15 protein-coding genes and 1 riboswitch are annotated in these 15,025 nt (G+C 49.5%); of the genes, 10 read left to right on the top strand and 5 right to left on the bottom strand.

Translation table 11 applies throughout. From position 1 onward, the window contains the following. Nucleotides 1-208: 208 nt before the first annotated feature. Nucleotides 209-754: an AAA family ATPase gene (locus PLA01S_RS19810; RefSeq protein WP_127593676.1), complete on the bottom strand. Its 546-nt coding sequence runs from the start codon at nt 752-754 to the stop codon at nt 209-211. Between the two features lie 388 nt (nt 755-1,142). Between PLA01S_RS19810 and hxlA the strand changes: the two genes are divergently transcribed. The 4 genes from hxlA to PLA01S_RS19790 all read left to right on the top strand — a co-directional run bounded on the left by hxlA (nt 1,143) and on the right by PLA01S_RS19790 (nt 4,218). Beyond that, nucleotides 1,143-1,775 carry a 3-hexulose-6-phosphate synthase gene (gene hxlA, locus PLA01S_RS19805; RefSeq protein ID WP_127593675.1) on the top strand — a complete coding sequence of 211 codons (633 nt, stop codon included), beginning with the start codon at nt 1,143-1,145 and terminating at the stop codon, nt 1,773-1,775. A 6-nt stretch (nt 1,776-1,781) separates the two neighbouring features. After that, entirely contained in the window at nt 1,782-2,345 is a 564-nt protein-coding gene (hxlB, locus tag PLA01S_RS19800) for a 6-phospho-3-hexuloisomerase (protein ID WP_127593674.1), read from the top strand. 81 nt (nt 2,346-2,426) lie between these two features. After that, nucleotides 2,427-2,843 carry a winged helix-turn-helix transcriptional regulator gene (locus PLA01S_RS19795; protein WP_127593673.1) on the top strand — a complete coding sequence of 139 codons (417 nt, stop codon included), beginning with the start codon at nt 2,427-2,429 and terminating at the stop codon, nt 2,841-2,843. A gap of 166 nt (nt 2,844-3,009) precedes the next feature. Then, entirely contained in the window at nt 3,010-4,218 is a 1,209-nt protein-coding gene (locus tag PLA01S_RS19790) for a GTP-binding protein (RefSeq protein WP_127593672.1), read from the top strand. A gap of 324 nt (nt 4,219-4,542) precedes the next feature. Here PLA01S_RS19790 and PLA01S_RS19785 read toward each other — a convergent pair whose 3' ends face one another. Beyond that, on the bottom strand, nt 4,543-4,692 hold the full coding sequence (locus PLA01S_RS19785) for a maltose acetyltransferase domain-containing protein (protein ID WP_127593671.1): 150 nt from the start codon (nt 4,690-4,692) through the stop codon (nt 4,543-4,545). A 201-nt stretch (nt 4,693-4,893) separates the two neighbouring features. Here PLA01S_RS19785 and PLA01S_RS19780 point away from each other — a divergent pair, with 201 nt between their 5' ends. Then, complete coding sequence (locus tag PLA01S_RS19780; protein WP_090908448.1) at nt 4,894-5,145, top strand: YolD-like family protein; 252 nt, start codon at nt 4,894-4,896, stop codon at nt 5,143-5,145. An 81-nt stretch (nt 5,146-5,226) separates the two neighbouring features. Here the strand turns inward: PLA01S_RS19780 and PLA01S_RS19775 are convergent, their stop codons facing one another. The 3 genes from PLA01S_RS19775 to PLA01S_RS19765 form a co-directional block, all read right to left on the bottom strand. Then, entirely contained in the window at nt 5,227-6,330 is a 1,104-nt protein-coding gene (locus tag PLA01S_RS19775; protein ID WP_127593670.1) for a CobW family GTP-binding protein, read from the bottom strand. After that, nucleotides 6,331-7,302, bottom strand: a complete 972-nt coding sequence (locus PLA01S_RS19770) for a TIGR03943 family putative permease subunit (protein ID WP_127593669.1) — start codon at nt 7,300-7,302, stop codon at nt 6,331-6,333. 96 nt (nt 7,303-7,398) lie between these two features. Next, nucleotides 7,399-8,409, bottom strand: coding sequence for a permease (locus tag PLA01S_RS19765; RefSeq protein ID WP_127593668.1), 1,011 nt, complete (start codon nt 8,407-8,409; stop codon nt 7,399-7,401). 159 nt (nt 8,410-8,568) lie between these two features. Continuing rightward, nucleotides 8,569-8,648: riboswitch (ZMP/ZTP riboswitch) on the top strand. A 67-nt stretch (nt 8,649-8,715) separates the two neighbouring features. Between PLA01S_RS19765 and PLA01S_RS19760 the strand changes: the two genes are divergently transcribed. The 5 genes from PLA01S_RS19760 (at nt 8,716) to PLA01S_RS19740 (ending at nt 14,982) form a co-directional block, all read left to right on the top strand. After that, nucleotides 8,716-9,564 carry a bifunctional 5,10-methylenetetrahydrofolate dehydrogenase/5,10-methenyltetrahydrofolate cyclohydrolase gene (locus tag PLA01S_RS19760; protein ID WP_127593667.1) on the top strand — a complete coding sequence of 283 codons (849 nt, stop codon included), beginning with the start codon at nt 8,716-8,718 and terminating at the stop codon, nt 9,562-9,564. Between the two features lie 315 nt (nt 9,565-9,879). Next, nucleotides 9,880-10,872 (top strand): LacI family DNA-binding transcriptional regulator, encoded by a 993-nt coding sequence (locus PLA01S_RS19755; RefSeq protein ID WP_127593666.1) that lies wholly within the window; start codon nt 9,880-9,882, stop codon nt 10,870-10,872. A gap of 182 nt (nt 10,873-11,054) precedes the next feature. After that, entirely contained in the window at nt 11,055-12,557 is a 1,503-nt protein-coding gene (locus PLA01S_RS19750) for a glycoside hydrolase family 32 protein (RefSeq protein ID WP_127593665.1), read from the top strand. Further along, on the top strand, nt 12,554-13,975 hold the full coding sequence (locus PLA01S_RS19745) for a sucrose-specific PTS transporter subunit IIBC (protein WP_127593664.1): 1,422 nt from the start codon (nt 12,554-12,556) through the stop codon (nt 13,973-13,975). The genes PLA01S_RS19750 and PLA01S_RS19745 overlap by 4 nt, the downstream gene beginning before the upstream one ends. A 206-nt stretch (nt 13,976-14,181) precedes the next feature. After that, entirely contained in the window at nt 14,182-14,982 is an 801-nt protein-coding gene (locus PLA01S_RS19740; protein WP_127593663.1) for a Cof-type HAD-IIB family hydrolase, read from the top strand. Nucleotides 14,983-15,025 lie beyond the last annotated feature (43 nt).

Raw genomic sequence — 15,025 nt, 5'->3', positions numbered from 1 at the left:
AGCCCTATACAGGGCTCCCCTTAACGTGACATCCGCTTACGCAGATGCCACCTCCATATTCTGAATCAATTCGTTCAGCCTCCTTTCCGATCATTTGGTCCAGCCGGACATCTATATTAAACCATGGCTGGCGGCGGGAATGAAGTGAATAAACAGGCTTAATTGTTTTTTACCAGGAAGCCTTGTCAAGAATGATACCGGGTTTATGTTAACGGATCTGCCCCTCATCCCACATCCGCTTCCAAATCTCTTCAACCGTTTCTTCAGGAGATAAATCGGAGGTATCCAGCCACAGGCCAATTCTCGGCGTCTCGTCGGTCAACCGCCGGGTCAACTCATGGATGGTCCATACCCCGTAGCCTTTTTTGTCACGAATCAACTCGCGTGCGCTGATGGCATTCTCGGATGGGTTCAGCACAACAACGAAGACGGGAAGGCCGTTTAGCATTTCGGTTATTTGTTGCAGCGCCGGGCCGAGAATGACGTCCTGCAGAACGACATGAAAACCGGCTTCGGCATAGGTTCTGGCAGTGGAGGCGGATAACCTGTAGCGCAAGGCAAGCTGACGCTCCGCTTCGTCAGAAGCATCCGGAAGCATTTCTTCCCTGCCCCTGACAATCATTTTCCGAAACGAGTCTCCCCGCAAATGGACTCCGCGTTCAAACTTCTCGGCCAGCAGCTGGGCTACCGTCGACTTACCGGAAGCCATGACGCCGGTGACAACGATAACGGCTGGTTTACATGAATGTGACATCGTGTTTCCTCCAGTTTGATTGGGTTACAAATGAAGGGAGCCCTATTAGGGGCTCCCTTAAACGTGACACCCGCTTATGCGGATGCCACCTCCATATTCTGAATCAATTCGTTCAGCCTCCTTTCCGATCATTTTGTCCGGCCTGACAACCATATTAAACCACAGCCGAAGGCTGGGCTAAAGTGAACAAACAGGCTTAATTGTTTTTTACCAGCATCTAAACTGAAATTCGTAAATAAACGAAAACCTGAAAACCCTTGTCCCTCCATATTACTTACTTCCACGTAAGTATCTCACTTATAAGTACGTACTTCCGTAAAGTAAACTATCTACTCTACAATGATCGTGTTGTTATTAACCAATACACTCATAAGGAGAGATTGACAATATGGAACTTCAATTGGCATTGGATTTGGTGAATATTCCGGAAGCAAAAGAAGTCGTGGCGGAGGTAGCCGAGTTTATCGATATCGTGGAGATCGGCACGCCGGTTGTCATTAACGAAGGACTTCATGCCGTCAAAGCGATTAAAGAGGCGTTCCCACATCTTCGCGTGCTGGCCGACCTTAAAATTATGGATGCGGGCGGTTATGAAGTGATGAAAGCATCCGAAGCCGGCGCGGATATCATTACGGTGCTTGGCGTATCCGACGATTCCACGATCAAAGGCGCGGTGGCGGAAGCCCTCAAGCAAGGCAAGCAAGTGATGGTGGATATGATCAATGTAAAGGACATTGAAGGCAGGGCGCGGGAGATTGATGCTTTCGGCGTCGATTACATCTGCGTTCATTCCGGCTACGACCACCAGGCGGAAGGCAAAAACTCATTCGAGGAATTGGCCGCGATCAAACGTGTCGTTAAACATGCGAAGACCGCCGTTGCGGGCGGAATCAAAATCGAGACGCTCCCTGAAGTGATCCAGGCGAATCCCGATCTCGTCATCGTTGGCGGCGGAATTACAAGCCAAACGGACAAGAAGGTTGCAGCGGCTCAAATGAACCAACTTGTGAAGCAGGCTTAAATCAGAATGAGTCAAAAGATATTTCAACAAGCAGCCGTCGTTGCCAAGGAAATCGCGGAATCCATACAGCAGGTTGATGCTGTCCAGATCGAGGAATTGATTGAACGGATCGAGCAATCCGATGCCATTTTCTTGGCAGGGGGCGGCAGATCCGGTCTGATGATCCGAGCATTTGCCATGCGGTTAATGCAGATGGGATATAAGGTGCATATCGTCGGCGATACGGTAACTCCGGCCATCGGCGCGCGGGATTTACTACTTATCGGTTCAGGCTCCGGCGAAACGCAGAGCTTGGTGGCGATGGCTCAGAAAGCCAAGGGTATCGGGTCGGCCGTAGCGGTCGTAACCGTGAAGCCCGAATCACGTATCGGTCAGCTGTCGGATGCCATGGTTCAGCTTCCGGGCACAACGAAGGAGCAGAATCAGGATACTCTCGTTACCGTTCAACCGATGGCTTCATTGTTTGAGCAAAGCATGCTGATCGTGCTCGATGCGGTTATCTTGAGATTAATGGAGAAGAGTGAGCTCCACTCGGACCAAATGTTTGGCCTGCACGCCAATTTGGAGTAAGGTGCTGTCACGTGATGTTTTCCACTTTTGTTGATATGCCCGCACCCGTTGTATACTATAGGCATGAAGGGGTGATGCATTATGGCAAACGAGGTCAAGCAGCGAATTAATCTGAAGGAAATAAACTGCCATAAGGAGTTAACCCTGGCGGTCATCGGCGGCAAATGGAAACTGATCATCCTATGGCATCTTGGCTTGGAGGGCGTTAAACGCTTTGGTGAACTGAACCGAATGATTCCCCACATCACGCAAAAAATGCTGACCAATCAGCTGCGTGAATTAGAGGAAGATCAGCTCGTTCATCGCATGGTTTATCCCGAGGTTCCGCCTCGAGTCGAATATTCGCTCACGCCTTATGGGGAGAGCTTAATGCCAATTTTGAAGTTGATGTACGATTGGGGAAAAGATTACGGCGAACAGGTCATCTGGAAAGACGGCGAGTTGCCTGAGAATAAAGACGATGAACAGGCAGCGGAACAAGCAGTCGCCCAGAAGTAGTGAAATCTTAAATCAAACAAACCTCCGGCAGACAAATGCCGGAGGTTTATTTTGTTTGAATGAAAGTTATTTTGCACGGAAGGATTGACAATTTAATGGAGGAGATATAATATCATACCGTATAAATCGTAATTATTACGATTAAGAAACGGAGGAAGTTCAAGACATGAATAACAACAATAGGATTCCAGTTACAGTACTCAGCGGTTACCTCGGGTCAGGCAAAACGACGGTGCTGAATCATGTGCTTCATAATCGTGATGGATTGAAGGTAGCGGTCATTGTGAACGACATGAGCGAAGTGAATATTGACGCTGATTTGGTTCGAGGGGAAGGGAGTCTGTCCCGAACGGATGAGAAGCTGGTCGAAATGTCCAACGGCTGCATCTGCTGCACGCTCCGGGAAGACCTGGTGCAGGAAGTTCAGAAGCTGGTACAGGAAAACCGTTTTGATTATATCCTCATTGAATCGACGGGTATCAGCGAGCCCGTGCCCGTTGCGCAGACCTTTGTCTATCCGGATGAGGTGTCCGGCATCCAGTTGTCTGACCTTGCCCGGCTGGATTGCATGGTGACGGTTGTGGACGCGAACCGGTTCTGGAAAGACTTCTCTTCGGGCCAAAGCCTGCTTGATCGGAAGGAAGCGCTGGGCGAAGAGGATACGCGGGAAGTCGTGGATCTGCTGATTGACCAGATTGAAATGTGTGATGTACTGCTACTAAACAAATGCGATCTGGTAAGCGAAGATGAATTGGCCAAGGTGGAAGGCATCCTTCGTAAGCTTCAGCCAAGCGCCAAAATCATACGCACCGTGAAAGGACAAGTCGCTCCTACGGAAATTCTGAATACCGGTTTATTCGATTTTGAAAAAGCCAGTCAGTCCCCCGGATGGATTCAGGAGCTTCAGAAGGAAGAGCATGTGCCGGAAACGGATGAATACGGCATCAGCTCTTTTGTATATCGGAGAAGAAGGCCGTTTCATCCGGAGCGCCTGGCAGAATTTTTGAGTGATTGGCCGGAAGAGGTCGTACGTGCAAAAGGGATCGCTTGGCTGGCTGTACGTGAGGATGTTGCGGCAAGTTTAAGTCAGGCCGGTCCTTCGATTCAATTCGGGCCTGCAGGATATTGGGTGGCTGCTTTAACCGAGCAGGAGCAGCAGGAGCTGATTCAGAGTGAGCCGGATGTGCAGAGAAAATGGGATGGCGTCTGGGGAGATCGGATGACGGAGCTCGTGATGATCGGGATTGGGATGGAACAGACACAAATCGAACAGAAGCTGGACGAATGTTTGTTGAACGATCAGGAAATGCAGCTGGATTGGTCGACTTTTCACAATCCGCTGCCATGGATGGCCATCGAAGAGCTATCGCTTTAAGGCTATATTTTTTTGAATGAAATTAATCGTAATAATTACGAACATTTAAGAGCCGCTTGTAGTGGCTTTGCCGTTCTTGATATACAGAGCGTATTGATGATGTCAGATTAACATCTCCCACATGATCAGGTTTTCTAGAATATGATCCCCTTTTCGTACACAGTGCTGAAGAAGAGCGCTACAGTTTACTTAAAGGGGATTTTTGTCATGGAAAGTTCAAAAAGTTATTCCCTGTTTATACGCATATTCTAATCCTTCATTCCGCTGCGCACCAAAAAGGCTGTTCCATATTAAACATTTCCGATGTTCTGCCCAATATTTTTTTCATAACTCTTGCCTCTCTGAGAATGGGGTAGGCGGCAGTTGGTTATATTCAAAGCACAGCGTTTTGCAATAATTACGTTCTTCGAGTATATCCGGATCATAATTCGCATTATAAAGCTGCCCCTGTGCAGCTTTTTCTTTCTCGCTCATGTAATTACCTCCAAACTTGCGTGATGTAAAGTTCAATTAGAGCTGCTGTAATTAATTTGATTCATAGGAGCGCCCAAGTATTCTGAATCGTATTTCATGTATAATAGGAAGTAGATTCCTAATTCAGTTATATTAAAAGTTCAGTTTTCATTGAGAATGTAATGCTGACGCATGAACAACATAAAGCAGGAGGACAAGGTTATGGCAAAAGCAAAAGTTCCAAAGAGACCCACTAGAGATGAGTTTGTACTGGAAGAGCTCGGAAATCAGCTTACGGAAGCATACCAGGAGGAATCGGTTATCGTACTGACGGTCTGGGGATGGGAAGAAGCGGTCCGCGGACAAATCGATCAAATGGATTCCCGCACAGGGAAGGTGCATATGAAACAGAATGGCGTCATTACAAAGGTTCCTTTTATGGACATTATGGAAGTGAATTATCCTCGGGACTAATCAGAAGCATATCGAAAAAGGAGATCCTCTGAGGACCTCCTTTTTTTACATCTATTATCTATCCAACCAACCATCCAGCTTTCATTGCACCACGCCGCTTAGCAAGTCTTCCCACTCCTGGACGATGCGCGTTTTATTCAAACGATGGCCGATCAGCGTTAGATAGCCAAGTTGCAGCTGCAGCGTGCTGGGTTGGCATTCAAGCTGTGAACCCGCCCACTGAACTAGAGAGGGACTCGTCGAAAGATGAATGTAACCTTTTGCCCGAATCAGGCTGGAGCCGAGAGCGGCGAGAAAAGTTTCAATTACGCTCATCTGAAGCGGAAAGGGGGATGGAGCAGATAATGTCAAGGTGTCCAGGCCTGTAAAGGAAGGGCTGCTGTGCCCGGACGCCTCTCCGTGCTGATGGCTATGGTGGTCAAGGTCAATGACTGTTCCCTCAGGGGCGTCGTGCCCATGCTTGCCGCGATCGTCAGTCAACGGTTTGTCTTGCGTACGATCCGCAAGATTCCCTTGCCTCCGGTTCGAAGATGGAGACGAATGGCTCCCATCCTCCCGGGGCTGAAGCTGAAGCGACGTAAACACTTCATTCTCATCCAACCGGCTGTAGTCGGTTACGGCCAGACTTGCTGTCGTGTTTATTTTTCGGATGGAGGTGATGACTTTGTTGATCTGTTTTTCGTCGCAGTCCCCTGCCTTGTTCAGAATGATCATATCCGCGAAGCTAATCTGCCCCCTCAGAGTGCGGACCAGTTCACGGCTGGATGCGAAGAAGCTGTTGTATTCAAGAAATTTGCTGCAGTCGGCCAAGGCGATTTTGCGCTGGATTGAGATTTGATCAGACAGGGATGGATCCTGCAGATCCTCCAGGATCTGTTCAGGATTCGCCACCCCGGTCGTCTCGATAAATATGAGATCAGGCTTCTGATTGAACAGGGTCTGTAATGCTTGACCCAGCTCGTCTCGCCTGGTGCAGCAGATACATCCGTCGAGCAGCTTCTCAATCGGAAGATCGGGCATTTCGCCGGAGACCGTATCGCCATCCACATCTTGTTCGCCCATCTCATTCATTAATACGGCGGTTCTCCACTGCTGCTTGGCGGCATACGCCAGCAGTCTGAGCAGCAGCGTGGTTTTGCCGCTTCCCAAAAACCCGCTAATCAGTACAACAGGTATCTTGTTCATTTATTTGTTACCTCCCGGTATCTTTATATTCGAATATAGTTCATCAAACTCCGCGACGGAGTCCGGATTCGTGAAAATGTAAGGGGATGCAGGCTGCTCAATCGGCTGAATCTGCTCCGCTTGAAATTGCAGAGTCTCTTTACCGTTCAAAGTGGTGATCTGGATTGTGCCATCGATCTGAACCCACGTGTCATTCGTGAACGACGAAGCATTCGTGCCGCGCACAAGAACCCCGAACGGGACGGCGTCGGCCGTGCAGCACATGACGAGGAATCGGCTGACGGCAAAGGTATCCTCATTCATATGTTCGTCGCGGAAGACGAAGCCTTGCACTGTGATGGCTTTTCCTTGAAACTGCTCTTTATACATATCCATGGCCCCGACGGTTTCCGAGAAAATGTCCGGTTCCACCCGGATGACGGGCAGCGTATATAAGCGCTTGGCAAGCTCTGCAAACTCCACGCTATAGATGTCCTTGGCAACGAATCGTTCGTTTAATGTGAGGTCTTCTGGTGATCCCTGATCAACTTCGGGTAATTGCTTATCCGTGCCCGAAAAGACGGAAGCGTTGCGGTCATCGGTTTTACGGCGTACATCGGGATTCGGATAGGTGTAGATCATGCCTTTTTTGGCAGCCATATCGCTGCCGAGGGCTTGGTCCGGCAGGAGCAGGCCAAACAGCAGCGGCACCATGAATAGCCCGTATACCGTTACGTTTTTGACAAGGCCGGCAGGAAGGGGGTGCTCGCAATCACACACCTCTCCGGAATCACCTGAAAGGGAATGCCACATCATGCCGAATGCAATGAACAACAACGGAACCGGGCATAGAAGCAGCAGAGTCTGCATATGAGGCGCTAAGTAATATTCGAGCGAATCTGAAGCGTTCAAGTGCATGATATAAGCGGCGAGAGCCGCAACTAGCAGCGACCGGAGCATATAGTGAATCCGTATCCTCAAACTGGACTTCATGGTCCCAATCATCTCCAATCTCAACGGGTACCTGGTGAGCCTAAACGGTCCTCGGTAATCCTTTTGGTTTTTCGCAAATCTTCCTTCTCTCGCCAGCTAACCACCCAATAGAGCGTCAACGGCTACAGAGCCGATAAATACTAGTGTCATCACCAGCAGGCTTAAACCGATCACAAATTTGGTTTTGAAAGTAGCCGACAGCATGAGCAGGCTTTTGAAATCCAGCATCGGACCGAGCACCAGGAAGGAAACAAGCGGGCCTACGGTAAAGGTGTGCGTGAACGCCGATGCCACAAAGGCATCCGAAGTCGAGCAGAGGGACAGGATGAAAGCAAACCCCATCATGAACAAGTAAGAGGCGGCGGGACCGCTCCCCAATGCCAGCAACTCCTCCCTTGGAATGAAGGATTGGATGCAGGCCGTCAGGAATGCGCCAAGAACCAGGTATTTGCCCATCTCAATCAATTCGTCCCCGGCGTGGACAAACATGCTTCTCCATGTTTTGGGATGCTCATGCAGCTTGCGTCCGCCATTGGCGGAATCCCGTTCGGAAAACTCTTGAAAAGAACGCTTGAGCGGGTTGCTCCTTGAAAAAACATAGACGAGCAAACCTACCGTCACCGCGACTGCAAAAGCCAGTCCCATCCGGCCGATCGTCACTTCGGGATGCGAGCGGAAGGCCATGATCGTTGCAGCGAACACAATGGGGTTCAGGATGGGACCGCTGAGGATAAAGGTTACGGCGATGTAGGCAGGCATCCCCTTGAGCATCAACCTTCGGACAACCGGGATCATACCGCATTCACATATGGGAAACATGATCCCCAGCATGGAAGCGAACAGGACCCCGACGACCGGATTTTTGGGCGTGATACGACGCACCCACTGTTCTTTGACGAACATTTGCAGGAGGGACGACATTAGCACCCCAAGCAGCACAAACGGAAGTGCCTCAAGGAAAATACCCGTAAAGATGGTTTTTACCTGCTGTATGTCATGGCTTGAGATTAGACTTGAATCCTTCTGCAGCCATATCGTCAAGACCGGAATCACGAAGACAAGCGGAATCATGAAGGGCAGCATTCTGAAGATTACCGGATATTTCATTTTGGGCCTCCTGGAGCGATTTGATCTTAGGACATTCTATGCTTGTACCATCAGCAACATACGTGATTCCCATAAATTAATCAAAAAGATTACGATTTAAAATAGTCAGTTTCATAATCGGTAGCGCGATGTCCAAAGTCGTGGTATATTTAAAAAAAGTTATCTATGTGTTACTGGCGTAGCTTGGGGTACCAAGAGGGAGCACATAGGATCATATGCCGTACGCCTGGGCAAGAGGTAAGGAGACGATGAAGTCGCCTTGCCTCTTTATGTTTTTTAAATACAATGGCGAAGGAGCGGATTAGCATGAGTAAGGAACCCGTAATTTTGGATGGAAAAAAGGTATCCGACGATATCAAGGCCAAGCTGGCCGTAAAGGTACAGGAATTGAAGCAGCAAGGGGTAACGCCTTGTCTGGCAACGATTCTGGTTGGCGATGATCCTGCCTCGGCGACCTATGTGCGGATGAAGGGAAATGCTTGCGAGCGGCTTGGCATCCTATCCAAGAAAGTGGTACTGGAGACATCGACAACGACAGCAGAGCTGATTGCCGCGATCCAAGAGCTGAACGAGGATCCGAATGTCCACGGCATTCTGCTGCAGCATCCGGTACCGCATCATATCGATGAACGGGCGGCTTTTGATTCTATTGATATTGAAAAAGACGTGGATGGAGTAACCACGCTCGGTTTCTCGCAAAATGCGTTTGGTTTTGCCGATTACCCGTCTTGTACGCCTGCCGCGATTATTGCGATTATGGATTATTATGATCTGCCGATCGAAGGGAAGCATGCCGTGGTGGTCGGACGCAGTCCGATTCTGGGTAAGCCGGTATCGTTGATGCTGCTTAATCGCAATGCTACCGTTACGATCTGCCACTCGAGAACGAAGAACCTTGGGGAGATTGTGTCCCAGGGAGATATCGTGGTTGCGGCCGTAGGCAAGCCTAATTTCATTCAAGGGGACTGGATCAAGCCGGGAGCCGTCGTATTGGATGCCGGCTATAATCCAGGCAATATCGGCGACTGCGATTACGAAGCCTGCGCGAAGTTGGCATCCGCAATTACACCAGTACCTGCCGGTGTTGGCCCCGTTACGATTGCTACATTGCTGAAGCATACCGTCGAATCGGCTGAGCGAACCGTGCAAGCCTAACAGTAACCATGTAATAACGGGATAAGGCACGGTCCATTTGCGCGTCCCGAAAGGGGATTTGCATGGAGAATCCCCCTTTGAATCGCTTCGTTCCTCGCTAGAGTCTGGAACGCAGAAAAGTATTGCCCATCAAATGCTCGGGGTGAAGTCTGCATTTCACGGATGCCCAGACGTCATGTTATAGTTAGGAAAAAGTGAAATCGAAGGGGAGAGATTCATGCACAAACGAATCATTGCCTGTTGTGTGGCGGAGCAAGGAGCTGCGGAGGTTTATCCGTTCGGTGCAGCGCCGCAAGCGGCTCCCGGGAGCGCCGAATGAAGAACACGATTGCAGATATTGCCAAAAAAGCCGGAGTTGCCAAAAGCACGGTCTCCCGTTTCTTAAACGGAGGTTCCGTCAGTCATGCGACACGCCAAAAGATTGAGCTGGTCATTCAGGAAACTGGCTATATTCCGAATTCGTTCGCACAGAGCTTGAAAGCGAAAAAAACCAGCATGATCGGCACCATTGTGCCGCGTCTGGATTCATTCTCAGCATCGCAGACCGTTGCCGGCATGGATGAAGAATTAAGGAAACACGGTTATCAGCTTCTCATCATCAATGCAAGCCAGGATTTATCCAGGGAGATTGAAGCGCTGTATGATCTCGCTAGGCAAAAAATATCTGGCATTATTTTATTCGCCACCCAGGTGACGGAAACACATCTTGCCGCGATTAAAGAGATCAGCATTCCCGTCATTCTGCTCGGACAACAGCATAAGGAGGTCCACAGCATGATTTATAACGACCATGCCGCAGGCTATGACATGGGCCGATATGTGCTGTCCAAGGGACACCGTCATATAGCTTATATCGGTGTGACGGAAAAAGACGTTGCTGTCGGAGTTCAGCGGAAGGAAGGGTTTCTGAAGGCGTTAAGCGAGTATGACGGGGTGGAAGCGATTTTCTATGAAAGTGGATTTAAGATGTCGGATGGAGTTGCGGAGGCTTTGGCTATTTTTGAGCAAAACCGAACGATGCCTACTGCGGTGGTCTGCGCTACTGACAACATTGCGCTGGGCGTGATGAAAGCGGCGCACATGAGAGGCATTCATATTCCCAACGAACTCTCCGTTACCGGCTTTGGCGGATACGACGTAACCGAAGTGATTCATCCCGGATTGACAACGGTTAAATATGGATATTCCCAAGCGGGCCACCTCGCAGCTCAGCATATTATAAAGCTGGTCAACGACGAGCCTGTGGATTTCCTGACGGTCATGAATTGCGATATGATTCATCGGGAAAGCGTTGACAATCTAAATTAGGTATTTTATACTGAAAAAAAACGGAACCGGTTCCAATACTGCTTTTGCCTGGTATTGGAGCTGAGTTCATTATTTTTACCTTGAGTTGGAACCGGTTCCACTGCAATTGGATCAGGCTGATGTTCACGCACAGCATGATCCGTTTGATGCTATTAGAAAGCCCATTTACAAGGAGAAGAGACATGGACAGAGAACGTATATACCGACGCCTGGATCAGGCCTCTCCCGAAGAGATTTCCTCCTTAAAGGAGCAAGCAAAACAAAGCGAATGGAGGCAGAGGTTTCACATACAGCCGATCATGGGCTTGTTGAATGACCCCAACGGATTTTCTTATTATAACGGGGAATATCACTTGTTCTATCAATGGTTTCCTCTGGGTACGTTTCACGGCTTGAAATACTGGTACCACACCTCCTCCAAGGACTTGGTGTACTGGCAAAACAAAGGCATTGCCATTGAGCCCGGGCACTCGTTTGACGCATATGGCGCCTATTCGGGAAGTGGGATCGTGAAAGACAACAAACTGTATTTGATGTATACCGGGAATACCCGGGATGAGGGATGGAACAGGCATTCTTATCAATGCATGGCGGTGATGGACCGCGTTGGCACCATTACGAAATTCGATCAACCGCTGATTGACCGTGTGCCGGACGGATATACCGAGCACTTCCGGGATCCGAAGGTATGGAAAGACGAAGACCTGTTCCGGTTCGTCATCGGCGCCCAGAGGGGTGATCAGACAGGAACGGCTGTTGTCTATGAATCACCGGATTTGCTGGATTGGAAATGCAAAGGGGAAATCCAAACCCGTCTCGGACATTTCGGCTATATGTGGGAATGCCCCGATTATTTTGAACTGGAAGGACAGGGCGTGCTGCTGTTTTCACCGCAGGGGCTGAGTCCGCAAAACGACGAATTCCGGAACATTTACCAATCCGGCTACATCTCGGGCAAACCGCTGGATCGGGGTACGCTGGAGTTTGAACACGGCCCCTTTTACGAACTGGACAGAGGTTTTGATTTCTACGCACCGCAGACTATGCTGGATGAGAAGGACCGGCGCATCATGGTAGGCTGGATGGGTTTGCCGGAGGTCGTCTATCCAACGGACTCGCATGGCTGGGCGCATTGTTTGACTCTTCCACGTGTGCTCACTTTCCGTGAGGGCAAGCTGATTCAGCAGCCGGTCCCCGAGTTGGAAACTCTTCGTGGGACAGCCATGGAAGCAGCGGATACGTTATACAGCGAGGTGAAGAGTTATACAGGGTTCGAAGGGACCGTATTCGAGATGATATGCGAGTTCCATGCGATCGAAGCGGATGTTGTTGGCATTGAATTTCGAGCCGGCGAAACGGAGCGCACAGTCATTTGGTATGACGCTGTCAGGCAGAAGGTTAAACTGGATCGCTCATCATCGGGTGCAACGATTGTGAGTGATTACGGAACGACACGAACCTGTATGCTGCATAACAAAGCAGACTCGATCAAATTCCATCTCTTTGTGGATATTTCTTCGGCAGAAGTGTTCGTCAATGATGGCCAAGAGGTATTTACGAGTCGGATATTTCCTAAGCAGGACAGCCGTCATATTCGATTTTTTGCAAAGAACGGCAGCGCCGGATTGAAGGTCACGAAGTGGGATCTTGCCCAAGCCGTAAAAGATATAGAAGGGGATGAATGAACATGGCAGCGGATAATCGGAAAATTGCAAGGCAGGTAGTGGAAGCCATCGGTGGCAGGGAGAACATTGCTTCCTTTGCTCACTGTGCTACGAGACTCCGAATTATGGTTCACGATCAGAAGAAGATAGACCAGAAGAAGGTCGAGAATATCGATAAGGTTAAAGGCGCTTTTTTTAACTCCGGCCAATATCAAATCATTTTCGGAACAGGAACCGTTAATCAGATTTTTGAAGCGGTTGAATCGCTTGGGCTGGAGAGCACAAGCAAGGATGAGTTGAAATCCGAGGCGAAAAAATCAGGGAATCCGTTTCAGCGGGCGATTCGTACGTTCGGTGACGTGTTTGTGCCGATTATCCCGATATTAGTCGCCACAGGTTTGTTCATGGGATTACGGGGATTATTGACGCAAGAAACCGTCCTGGCCTGGTTTGGAGCGGTACCGGATGATATCTCGCCTAATTTTCTGCTCTTCACCCAGGTACTGACGGATACGGCTTTTGCTTTCTTGCCGGCATTGGTGGCATGGTCCGCATTCAGGGTGTTCGGAGGCAGCCCCGTGCTCGGTATCGTGCTGGGTTTGATGCTGGTTAACCCGGCTCTTCCCAACGCTTATAGCGTGGCGAACGGTTCGGCCGAAGCACTCATGCTCTTCGATTTCATTCCGGTTGTCGGATATCAGGGCTCGGTCCTGCCAGCCTTCTTCATCGGACTCCTTGGCGCGAAATTCGAGAGATTTTTGAGAAAACGCATTCCTGAAGCAATTGATCTGATCGTTACGCCATTTTTAACCTTGCTCGTTATGATCATCCTTGGTCTGTTCGCAATCGGACCCGTGTTCCACTCCTTGGAAGAGGTCGTGATGAACGTGACGACTTTCTTGCTGGAGCTGCCGTTCGGCATTGCGGGTCTTGTGATCGGCTTCTTTAACCAGATCATTGTGGTCACCGGTGTGCATCATATTTTTAACTTCCTTGAAATTCAGCTTCTTGAGAAGACGGGAAGCAATCCGTTTAATGCGATCGTGACAAGTGCCATGGCAGCGCAAGGCGCAGCTTGTCTCGCTGTCGGACTCAAGACGAGAAACAAAAAACTAAAGGCGTTATCCCTGCCATCAGCATTCTCGGCCATGCTGGGAATTTCGGAGCCTGCGATCTTCGGGGTTAACCTCCGTTACGTCAGACCGTTCGTTATCGCCTTGATCGGCGGTGGCGTGGGCGGTTTCATGGCTTCCATCTTCCAGCTTGAGGCTACGGGTATGGCGATTACCGTTATTCCGGGTACGCTCTTATACTTGAACAGCCAGCTTCCACTTTATATTTTGTGCAACGTAACCGCGATGGCTCTAACTTTTGTGCTGACTTGGCTGTTCGGATTTAATGATAAAATGCTCGACGAGGTTCGCTCGGAAGCGAAATAAAGACCACAGAAGAAGTCCGTCTGTTATAGGCGGGCTCTTTAATTCATCCATATTTGATATCGTGAAAACCGTGCACCGGCGCGGTTTTTATGCATGTTCGGGAAGCGTCCGAGCGACCTTGCTGAAATTATGGCTTGCTCTGAAATGCTTTTCATCATTTACAATATGGGTACTGGCTAGAATATACGGAAGAGAGGCGAGTTTCATTGAACAAAAAAATCATATTTTTTGATATTGACGGGACGCTGCTGGATCATGAAAAGAAGGTTCCGGCTACAACGAAGGAGTCCATTCGAGAGTTAAAGGAAGCCGGGCACATCGTCGCCATAGCGACAGGGCGTGCCCCTTATCATTTTGAAGAGCTGCGGGAGGAGCTCGGTATCCATTCCTATGTTTGTTTGAATGGTCAGTATGTGGTTCATGAAGGCAAACCGATATATGGAAATCCATTGGCGCAAGATGCCTTGCAGCAGCTGACGGAGCAGGCCGTGGAGCTTGACCATCCGATCATATATGCCGGCAGTGAAGCCATGAAGATGAACGTAACCGAGCATGTTCATATCGATTCCAGCTGGGGAGAACTGAAACTTGCGATTCCGGAATATGATCCCGAATATTACTTGGGCAGAGACATTTATCAGGCCATTGTATTCTGCACGGAGGATGAGGAAGCGGCTTACGTGAACCGATTCGAAGGTCGGTTCGATTTCGTTCGGTGGGGTCCTTACGGAATCGATGTGCTGCCATCCGGCGGATCCAAAGCCGAAGGGATCAAACAATTAATTCAGCTGCTGCACATCGATCTGGAGGATACCATCGCTTTTGGCGATTATCTGAATGATCTGGAGATGCTGGCATACGTGGGCCACGGTGTGGCGATGGGCAATGCGCCGGAGATTGTCAAGCAGGCGGCCAGACATATAACCCGCGATGTCGGTCAAGACGGGATCAAGTATGGACTCCGCATGTTGGGTCTGCTGGGCAAGGAACCGCAGGAGATCGTGTAGTTTTTCGAAAGCGGCAGGTTTGACAGCAAAGCAACATCACTTG

Source organism: Paenibacillus lautus NBRC 15380 (assembly GCF_004000945.1).
Classification (GTDB): Bacteria; Bacillota; Bacilli; order Paenibacillales; family Paenibacillaceae; genus Paenibacillus_AQ; species Paenibacillus_AQ lautus.
This window is presented reverse-complemented; position numbering and strand designations above follow the sequence as displayed.